General features: G+C 73.3%; 4 protein-coding genes and 1 pseudogene. 3 read left to right on the top strand and 2 right to left on the bottom strand.

Going from position 1 to position 5,465, the window contains the following annotated elements:
* Window positions 1–411: pseudogene (locus tag AB0C36_RS42435) on the top strand (hypothetical protein); the annotation flags it as partial.
* Between the two features lie 33 nt (window positions 412–444).
* On the opposite strand, the gene AB0C36_RS42430 reads toward AB0C36_RS42435, so the two are convergent.
* On the bottom strand, window positions 445–2,070 hold the full coding sequence (locus AB0C36_RS42430; protein ID WP_358364970.1) for an MFS transporter: 1,626 nt from the start codon (window positions 2,068–2,070) through the stop codon (window positions 445–447).
* Window positions 2,071–2,208: 138 nt separating this feature from the next.
* On the opposite strand from AB0C36_RS42430, the gene AB0C36_RS42425 reads away from it, so the two are divergent.
* On the top strand, window positions 2,209–2,931 hold the full coding sequence (locus AB0C36_RS42425) for a TetR/AcrR family transcriptional regulator (RefSeq protein WP_358364967.1): 723 nt from the start codon (window positions 2,209–2,211) through the stop codon (window positions 2,929–2,931).
* A gap of 9 nt (window positions 2,932–2,940) precedes the next feature.
* Here AB0C36_RS42425 and AB0C36_RS42420 read toward each other — a convergent pair whose 3' ends face one another.
* Window positions 2,941–4,131, bottom strand: coding sequence for a PucR family transcriptional regulator (locus tag AB0C36_RS42420; protein WP_358364965.1), 1,191 nt, complete (start codon window positions 4,129–4,131; stop codon window positions 2,941–2,943).
* A 208-nt stretch (window positions 4,132–4,339) separates the two neighbouring features.
* On the opposite strand from AB0C36_RS42420, the gene AB0C36_RS42415 reads away from it, so the two are divergent.
* Window positions 4,340–5,269 (top strand): proline dehydrogenase family protein, encoded by a 930-nt coding sequence (locus tag AB0C36_RS42415; RefSeq protein ID WP_358364963.1) that lies wholly within the window; start codon window positions 4,340–4,342, stop codon window positions 5,267–5,269.
* Window positions 5,270–5,465 lie beyond the last annotated feature (196 nt).

The following is a 5,465-nucleotide window of genomic DNA, read 5'->3' as shown; positions in this document are numbered from 1 at the left end:
CGGAGGCGGCGGTGGGGGCGCTCCGCTTGTTTCCGGGGGGGGGGGCGGCCCCCGCGCCCCCCCCCCACGCCGCCGCTCGTCGCGCTCTACCAGGTCACCGCCAACGTGCTGCGGGTGAAGATCGGCTGGCGGTACGCGATGAACGCCGCCGCACCCGACGACCCCGAGACCGCGCGCATCCACGCGGACGTACTCCTGCAGTGCGCCGCGCTGTTCGAGCGCGCCCGGGACGCCGGGCTGCTGCGCCCGGACGTGGACCTGGAGTGGGCCCGCCGCACCTACTACGCACTGATCCACGAGGCGTCCGAGGCCCGGGCCGGCGCCGACGAGGACGTCGACCGGCTCGCCACCCTGGTGGTCGACACGCTGCTGCGTGGCGTCGGCACCGAGGGCCGCCCGCTCGCGACCTGAGCCACGACGGGCGGTCCCCGGGCGGCCCGGGTCTCAGGCCTGCGCGTGCGTCGGCGCCGGTTCGGCGTCGGCGGAACCCGGCTCCTGACGGGCCACGTCGACCAAGGGGCTCGGAGCCTCCGGCCCTCGGGCGAAGGCGAGGAACGCCCCCGCGACCAGCGTGGCCGCGGCGATCCAGCCGGCGGTCCGCAGACCGTCGACGACTGCCGCGTCGGTCGGCGCGGCGCCGAGGCCGCGGTTGGCCACGGCGACGAATACCGCGAGGCCGACAGCGGCGCCGACCTGCTGGGCGGTCGTGGCGACCGCGGACGCGACGCCCTGCTCGGCGGCCCGGACACCGGACGCCGCGGCGGCGAAGAGCGCGGTCCAGCCCATGCCGACACCGAGGCCGAACACCACGATGCCCGGGACGATTTCGCCGTACGTGCCGCCTACATCCATGCCGAGCGCGATCAGGGCCATGCCCGCGCCGAGGACCATGAGTCCGGCGAACAGCGCCGCGCGTACCCCGAGCCGGTTGAGGATCGGCGCCGCGACGTTGCCGCCACCGACGACGCTCGCGAGACCGAGCGGCAGGAACGCGAACCCCGCCTCCAGCGCGCTGAAGCCGAGCACGTTCTGCAGGTACGTGGTGAGCAGGTAGTACTCGGCGCCGCCTGCGGCGAAGTACACGAACCCGACGCCCATCGACACCGCGAGGCTGCGGTTCCCGAACAGGCGCAGCGGGACCAGCGGGTCGCGCGTACGCGACTCGACGACGAGGAACAGCGCGATGACCAGCACGCCCGCGACCAGCGCGCCCGAGCCCTGGGCGGTACCCCAGCCCTCCTCGGGCCCGCGGACCAGGCCGAAGACCACCAGGGTCACGCCTATCGTGGCCAGGAACGCGCCGGGCAGGTCGAACTCCCGTGCACGGCCGCGCTGTTGCGTACGGCCGGCGGTCGACGTCCCGGACGGTGACCGGAGGGTCTCACCGGCGGGCAGGAGCCTCGGTGCGGCGAGCACCGCCGGGATGGCGAGCACGGCGTTGACGTAGAAGACCGCCTCCCAGCCGAGTTGGGCGGTCAGCACACCGCCCAGCACCGCACCGGTGGCCAGGCCGGCCGACGCCACGGCGCCCCACACGGACAGCGCGCGGTTGCGATCGCGGCCTTCGGCGAACGAGGTGTTGAGCAGTTTGAGGATCGCGGGTCCGAGCAGTGCGCCGCCGACGCCTTGCACGGCGCGGGCGGCGATCAGGACACCGGGCTCCTCGGCGAGGCCGCCGACGAGGGACGAGACGCCGTACAGCCCGAGTCCGATCATGAACATCCGGCGGGCGCCGAGCCGGTCGGCGGCCCGGCCGCCGAGCAGCAGCAGGCCGCCGAACACGACCGTGTACGCGCTGACGATCCACTGCGACGACGTTGCGGAGAAGCCCAGTTCGCGGGCGATGTCGGGGACCGCGATCCAGACGATGTTGTAGTCGATGGCGACGATGAACTGGGCGAAGGCGAGAAGGGCGAGGGTCAGAGCCGCCCGAGAGCGGGGCCCGCCGAGGCCGGATGCGGGAGCCGGCGCCCGGTCGGCGGCCGGACCGCCGGGTCCGGAACCAGGGGCGGGGTCGGGAGTGGGGCCGCCGGGTGCGGGGCCGATGGGTGAACCGGTGGATGTGTCCACGGTGGCAGGTGTCCTTCGGTGTGCGTGGCCGGGCCGGGAGAGCGAAGACGAGGGATCGAGGTAACGCCGTGCGTTTTCTACACGGCGTTCAGATTTCATACGCCGGATACTCATCCAACGATGTGTAAGCTGTCAAGCGTGCGAGACCAGCGACAACAGCCCCCCACCCGACGGGCCCGCCTGCGTGCCGAGACCACGCGCGAGATCAAGGCGATCGCGCTCGACCACGCGGCCGCCGGCGGCCCCGACGCGATCTCGCTGCGCGCCATCGCCCGCGACATGGGGATGACCGCGGGCGCGATCTACAGCTACTTCCCGACCCGCGACGACCTGGTCACGACGCTGATCAACGAGGTGTACGAAGCGCTCACCGAAGCCGTGAGCGCGGCCCTCGCGCCTGTGCCGCCGGAGGACGCCGCGCGCCGGATTCTGGTGTGGGGCGAGGCGTTCCGCGCCTGGGCGCTCGCCAACCCCGCGGGCTTCAAGCTGATCTACGGCGACGCGGTGTCCGGCTACCGGGCACCCGAAGGCGGCGCCGCGCCGGAGCCCGAGCACCGCGCGTGCACCATCGTGACCGGACTGGTCGCGGCCGCCTGGCCGGAGGCCGCGCCCACCCAGTCCGGACGCACGTACGAATGGTCGGACTTCGGTGCCGCCCTGGTGGCGGCCGTGCGCCGGGAGTACCCCGAACTACCGCCCGCCGGCGTCGCGTTGGCGCTACGCATGTGGGGCCGTACGCACGGGCTCGTGTCCCTTGAGGTGTACGGCCACCTCGGCGCCATGGTCCACGACCCCGCCCCGGTCTACCGCGCCGAACTCCTCGACATGATCCGGTCGATCGGACTCACGCCGCCCGAGTGAGGCCCTCGGTCAGTGAATCGCGGTGCCGTGCAGGCGGGCCGCCTTCAAGGCCATGTGCAGCAGTAGGCGGTCCTCGCCGTCGGCCAGGGAGAGCCCGGTCAGATGCTCGACGCGCGACAGGCGGTAGTAGAGCGTCTGGCGGTGGATCGCCAGCACCTCGGCGGCGCGCGTCGCGTGCGCGGCGTGGTCGAGGTACGTCTCGGCGGTGCGGGCGAGTTCGGCGTGCCGCGGCGCCAGCAGCGGCGCCACGGCCGGGTCGGGCGCACTCGGAAGCGCGGAGAGCAGCCGGTAGGGCCCCAGTTCGAGCCAGGACGCGACCGGCGCGTGCTCGGGGAACGCCGCGGCCACCCGTGCCGCGGCCCGGGCCTCGGCCAGCATCCCGACAGCACCGGTCAGTTCGTGGGATGCCGCGGAAACCCCGGCGCGGGCGGCGCGCCTGCCCTTGGTGATGCGCCGAGCCGCATCGGCGGGTGCCTGGGTTGTACGCACCAGGGCCACCAACTCGGTTTCGCTGCCCTGGCGTTCGGTGTAGCAGGCGACGACGTGCGGCATCGCGTGCACCGCGGGAGCGTCGGGAAGATTGTCCGGGGCGGCGCGCACCACGACGAGGGCGTATTGCCCGGCAGCACCGCCGATTCCCGACGCGGCGGCGGCCAACTCCGCCGCGGCCCGGCTCGCGTCTGCGCTCGGCACGATGGCTGCGGAGCCCGTCCCGCCCGCGGTACCGGCGGCTACCCCTGGTTCGTGCAGCAGTTCACGCAGGCGTTCGCCCAACTCGGCGCCCGCATGGGCTTCTTCGGCCAGGAGGTCGCCCGCGCGCCCCGCGAGCGCGAAGGCCGCGTCCAGATCCGCGGGCGGCCACTCGGCGCCGTCGGGGTCGAGGAGCCAGATGTAGCCGTACGTCACACCCTGGTGCCGCGCCGGCAGGCACACGCGCCCTCGTACTCCCGTCGCCGGATCGGGCGGGATGCGCACCGGCCCCGTCGCCCGCGTGATGCCGAAGCTCTCGAACCACGCTTTGACCTGCGGGGACGAGGTGCGGCTGAGGATCGAACGGGCGCGCACGTCGTCGGCGGCGGTGTCGCCCTCGTGGGCCGCGAACGCGACGAGGGCGAAGTCCCGGTCCTCCAGGGTCGCGGGAGCGCCCAGCAGCGCCGCGACCTCGTCCACCAGGCGCTGGTACTCGCGCTGATCCGACACCGTTCCCACCTCCCTGTCCGGTCCGCCGCACCGGCAACGTTGCCCGCTGGGGTCCCCTGACCTGCGGACTCCCTTCATACATGTGTACAAGACGCGGGCGCGCAAACGCGACTCGCGTCCATACCGCCGGTGCCCCGACCGGGCGTACGTTCGGCACAGGCGCCCACCCGGCGCTCCCGTCACCACATGCGACTCCTCGGAGGACCCCGTGCTCGGCCGCATGCTGCTCTCCGCGTCGCGCAGCGAACGCCTGCGCGATTTCGTCGCGACCGCGCCCGTCACCCGGCCGGTCGTGGACCGCTTCGTCGCCGGGGACGACCTCCCCGGCGCCCTCGCGGCCGTCCGCGGACTCGTCGCGGACGGCCTGGACGCCACCGTCGACCACCTCGGCGAGGACATCACCGACGCCGCGCAGGCCGAGGCCAACCGCGACGCGTACCTCGCGCTGCTCGACGCCCTCGGCCCGCTGGGTGCGGGGCCGCGCATCGAGGTGTCGGTCAAACTGTCGGCCTTCGGCCAAGCCCTCGGGGACGGCGGACACGACCTCGCGCTCGCGAACGTCCGCCCGGTCGCCGAGGCCGCCGCGCGCATCGGCAGCACGGTGACCCTCGACATGGAGGACCACACCACCGTCGACTCGACGCTCGCCGTCCTCGACGAACTGCGGACCCGATTCCCGGGCACGGGCGCGGTGTTGCAGTCGTACCTGTTCCGCACGGAGGACGACTGCCGCAGGCTCGCGACCCTGGGATCGCGGGTCCGCCTGGTCAAGGGCGCGTACCGGGAGCCCGCATCCGTGGCCTACCAGGACAAGCGGGACGTGGACCTCGCCTATGTGCGCTGCCTCAAGATCCTCATGGCCGGGGACGGCCGGCCGATGCTCGCCACCCACGACCCGCGCCTGATCGCCATCACCCAGGACCTCGCCCGCCGCCATGACCGCGTCCCGGGGTCCTACGAGTTCCAGATGCTGTACGGCATCCGGGCCGACGAGCAGCGGCGGCTCGTCGAGGCGGGGGAGCGCGTACGCGTGTACGTACCGTTCGGCACCGACTGGTACGGCTACTTCACCCGCCGCCTGGCCGAACGCCCTGCCAACGTCGCCTTCTTCCTGCGCTCGCTCCTTCCCGGGCACTGACCCGCCGGCGATGTCGGGGAGTCCGCCCCGCACGACACCGAAGTCTCCTCCTGTGAAAGGAAGTTGCCATGGACGCCATTACCCGGGTTCCTTCTCCGGTGAATGAGCCGGTTCGTTCGTATGCCCCTGGTAGCCCGGAGCGGGTGCGTTTGGAGGGGGAGTTGAGGCGTCAGGCGGCTGAGCGGGTGGAGTTGAC

This window comes from Streptodolium elevatio (genome assembly GCF_040649515.1).
GTDB lineage: Bacteria > Actinomycetota > Actinomycetes > Streptomycetales > Streptomycetaceae > Yinghuangia > Yinghuangia elevatio.
Note: the sequence above shows the minus strand (reverse complement) of the source record. Positions and strands in the feature narration are given on the sequence as shown.